This window comes from Brevundimonas sp. UBA7838 (genome assembly GCF_002500885.1).
Lineage (GTDB): Bacteria > Pseudomonadota > Alphaproteobacteria > Caulobacterales > Caulobacteraceae > Brevundimonas > Brevundimonas vesicularis_C.
Window position 1 is genome coordinate 1 of the sequence record NZ_DLTK01000026.1, and the last position, 3,185, is coordinate 3,185.

Here is a 3,185-nt window from a genome sequence, read left to right on the forward strand (position 1 = left end):
AGGGGGACCGCCGAAGGCGGTGGAGGGGGCGGCCGCAGCGCGACCTTCCCATTTCGCGAGCGGCCGTCATCGACCACCCGAAACCTGTGATTGCGGCGGCTTCTGGCGACCGCTAGGCTCGCGTCATGCCCGCGCCGATCTTCGTCGAAGCCGATCTCTACAGCCCGCTGCTTCATGCAGCCGCGCTGATCCTTTTCGCGATGCTCTTCCCGCCCGGCACGCTTTCAGCAGGGCCACGACGTGTGGCCCGCTGGCCATGGGCGGCGACCATCGGCCTTCCGGTCATCGTCTACACGATTGCCGATATCGTCCTGACCGCCCTGCATCGCGGCGCCGAGGCTGAGGGCGAAAGCGGCCTGCCCTACCGCGCGGCCCAGATCGCCATACTCGTCCTGATCGTCGGCATCGTGGTTTTGATGCTGCGTCGCAACGCTGCATCCAAGTCGTCCTAGCGCCCATGTCCCACCTGACGTCCCTCGAAAGCGCCGTCATGGACGCCATGATTTGGCAGATGGGCGACAGCGTGCCGGACCTGCGCGCCCAGGTCGCCGCCAGTTCGCCGGGCTTGCGTCGCAACACCGGCGCCGGCCTCTATTCCCAGATCGTCGTCGACGCGGACCGCGCGGTCGCCAACCCGGACGCCACGGGTCTGTTCGGCACGGTCCATGCGATGGTCGCCGGCCTGCCCGACCCCGTCGGCTTTCAGATCGAGCTGCGCCAAGGACGGCTGACGGCCCTGCATGGCCAGAGCTATGGCCAGGACACCCGCGCCATCGACTTCTCGACCACCGCCTTCGAAGAGGTCTTCACCGTCGACGAAGCCGGCCGCTCGATCTTGTTCCGTCCCGCCCGGCGCACGCCGGATCCGATCCCGCCCAGGCCAAAACCCGCCCGACCGGCCGCTGCACCCGCCGCCCAGGCCACGCCGCAAAAGCAATCCAGACCCGCGCCCCAACCGGCGTCAAAGCCCTCGGATCACGCCCTGCCGTCCGCCGCCGCCTCACCGGGTCTGGCCGAGATAATCGCCGGCCTGTCCAACCCCACGGCCTCGCGCGGCGGCCAGCTGGCCCTGGTCTATCTCGGCGCCTATGCGCTGGCGGCCGTCTTCGTCCTTTTCGCCCACCTGGTGCTGCACGTCGGCTGGATCTTCGGCCTGGTGCTCGCCGGCTGGGCCTTGCGCTATCTCCACGGCAAGAAGGGCCGCGACCAGATGGCCGCCCTCGCCGAAACCCTCTACCGCAGCGGCGCTTTCCAGGCCCTCAAGCCAAACTGAACCGCGCCCCCGGCAGCATCGGAAACGTCACCAGCGACACCTCCCATAACTCGACCCCGCTCAGCACCCGCAGCCGCCCCTGACGCCGGGCCCGCGCCGTGCGGTATCCGATCGACAGACCATCCAGCGCCCCGGCTCGGCTCAACGCCCCGGCGAACCGCGCCTCGGCCGACCAGTCCTCGATCCGGCCGCGCACGACCAGGCCGCGCGCATCCTCGACGATCTGCTCCCAGACCCCGACCGGCGCCCGCGCATCGTGCTGGTTCAGCATCCGCACCCCCTCGGTGCCGGTCTTGGCCAGACTGTCCGCAAAGGCCCCCGCCTGCACCACGTCCCCGTTCAGATCCGCCACGCCCCACAGCGAGGCGTAGCCTTCGATTTGGAGGGGTGAGTGGTGAATCGTGACTCGTGAATGCTTCTGCCGAGTCACCGCTCGCGATTCACCACTCACGCCCCGCCCTCCAACCGCCGCTCGATCCGCTCCACAGCCGCCGCCATCGCCTCGCCCTGGACCTCCAGCCGTGCCAGCCGTTCGGCGACCAGCCTCTGCTCCCCGACCCGCTGCTCCAGCGTCGCGATCCGCGCCGCGGCGCCCCCGGCCCAGACCAGGCCGCCCACCGTCTGCACAACGACGGCGATCAGCAGCGCCGTCGGCACGCGCCGGATATGATGTTCGGTCATGCCCCCAACCCCGCCATCCGCCGACGCTCTTCGTCGGTCAGGAAGCTCGCCGCCTCCAGCCGCGCCCACAGGGCGTCCCGCTCGGGCTGCAGCGCCGAGACCGCATCCAGGTCCGCCCGGATTTCGCACCCCGCGAACCGCTCGCCCAGCCAGCCCGTCATCGCCCCCGCCGCCTTCCGCACCAGCGGGATCACCGTCTGTCGCCAGAAGGCCGCATTGGCCTCGCGATAGTTGGCGTAGGTCGCATCGCCCGGAATCCCCAGCAGCTGCGGCGGAACCCCGAAGGCCAGGGCGATCTCGCGCGCCGCCGCATGTTTGCCGGCCGTGAAATCCATTTCCGCCGGCGTCAGGCTCAGCGGCTTCCAGTCCATCCCGCCCTCCAGCAGGATCGGCCGCCCGGCGTTGGTCGCCCCGGCATAGACGTTCGACAACTGATCCTTCAGCGCCTCGAACTGCCCGTCCGTCAGCCGCTCGCCGTTCCTCGCCCCATAGACCAGCGCCCCCGACGGCCGCGCCGCATTGTCCAGCAGGGCCTTGTTCCACGCGCCGGCCGCATTGTGCGCGTCCACCCCTTGCGCCGCCGCCTCCATCGGCGACAGCCCGTACCAGTCGTCCAGCGGGTGCCACAGCTTCAGGTGCATGACCGGCGCCCAGCCGTCCGCCGCCCGCCCGATCCGCACCGACCGTCCGTCCACGGAATAATCCCACGCCTCGGGCCAGCCTGATCGGCCCGGAACCACCTTCACCCGATCCGACCGCAGCGCCCACAGCTCGTCCGGCGCCCCGTCTCCATCCGCATCGCCGGTCGCCTCGACATAGGCGTTGCCCGACACCTGCAGCGCGCCATAGACCGCCTCCATCAGCTCCGCCCCCGACTGCTCGGGATTGGGCCGACGCATCAGTTTCGCCAGCGGATGCGCCTCGTCGCGCGCCCCGTCCACGAACACCGCGAACGGCGCAGCCGCCGCCGCCTCGGCGATCATGCGGATGCAGCGATAGGCCACCGCATTCTTCTGATACCCCTCGCGCGCCAGGCTGGCGTAGTCGTTGGGCGTCCACCGCGGCCGCCCCACCCCCGACAAGGCGATCACCCCGACCGCCCGGCTCTCCTTACCCTCAGGCGCGCCCACGCGCCCCGCCTGGCCGAACGGCCACCGGATCCAAACCATCGCAATCTCCTTTTCATATCCTCCCCCGCCAGCGGGGGAGGGGGACCGCGAAGCGGTGGAGG

The 3,185-nt window shown here is 70.4% G+C and carries 5 protein-coding genes; 2 read left to right on the top strand and 3 right to left on the bottom strand.

The window, feature by feature from the left end:
• The first annotated feature begins 125 nt into the window (after positions 1-125).
• Together B3T77_RS01365 and B3T77_RS01370 are read left to right on the top strand one after the other, a co-directional pair.
• Complete coding sequence (locus B3T77_RS01365; protein ID WP_292076411.1) at positions 126-452, top strand: hypothetical protein; 327 nt, start codon at positions 126-128, stop codon at positions 450-452.
• A 38-nt stretch (positions 453-490) separates the two neighbouring features.
• Positions 491-1,273: a hypothetical protein gene (locus B3T77_RS01370; protein WP_292076412.1), complete on the top strand. Its 783-nt coding sequence runs from the start codon at positions 491-493 to the stop codon at positions 1,271-1,273.
• Here the strand turns inward: B3T77_RS01370 and B3T77_RS01375 are convergent.
• From B3T77_RS01375 to B3T77_RS01385, 3 genes are read right to left on the bottom strand one after another with little or no spacing between them, the layout of a single operon-like run.
• The gene (locus B3T77_RS01375; protein ID WP_292076413.1) at positions 1,260-1,703 is read right to left on the bottom strand and encodes an HK97 family phage prohead protease; all 444 of its coding nucleotides are present in this window, start codon (positions 1,701-1,703) and stop codon (positions 1,260-1,262) included. The genes B3T77_RS01370 and B3T77_RS01375 overlap by 14 nt on opposite strands.
• 17 nt (positions 1,704-1,720) lie before the next feature.
• On the bottom strand, positions 1,721-1,954 hold the full coding sequence (locus tag B3T77_RS01380; RefSeq protein ID WP_292076416.1) for a hypothetical protein: 234 nt from the start codon (positions 1,952-1,954) through the stop codon (positions 1,721-1,723).
• Entirely contained in the window at positions 1,951-3,123 is a 1,173-nt protein-coding gene (locus B3T77_RS01385; RefSeq protein WP_292076418.1) for a phage portal protein, read from the bottom strand. The genes B3T77_RS01380 and B3T77_RS01385 overlap by 4 nt, the downstream gene beginning before the upstream one ends.
• Positions 3,124-3,185: the final 62 nt, after the last annotated feature.

Excerpts from the sequence above, each read along its gene's own strand:
- B3T77_RS01365 (WP_292076411.1), top strand. The coding sequence starts at position 126 with ATGCCCGCGCCGATCTTCGTCGAAGCCGATCTCTACAGCCCGCTGCTT.
- B3T77_RS01370 (WP_292076412.1), top strand. The coding sequence starts at position 491 with ATGGACGCCATGATTTGGCAGATGGGCGACAGCGTGCCGGACCTGCGC.
- B3T77_RS01380 (WP_292076416.1), bottom strand. The coding sequence starts at position 1,954 with ATGACCGAACATCATATCCGGCGCGTGCCGACGGCGCTGCTGATCGCC.
- B3T77_RS01385 (WP_292076418.1), bottom strand. The coding sequence starts at position 3,123 with ATGGTTTGGATCCGGTGGCCGTTCGGCCAGGCGGGGCGCGTGGGCGCG.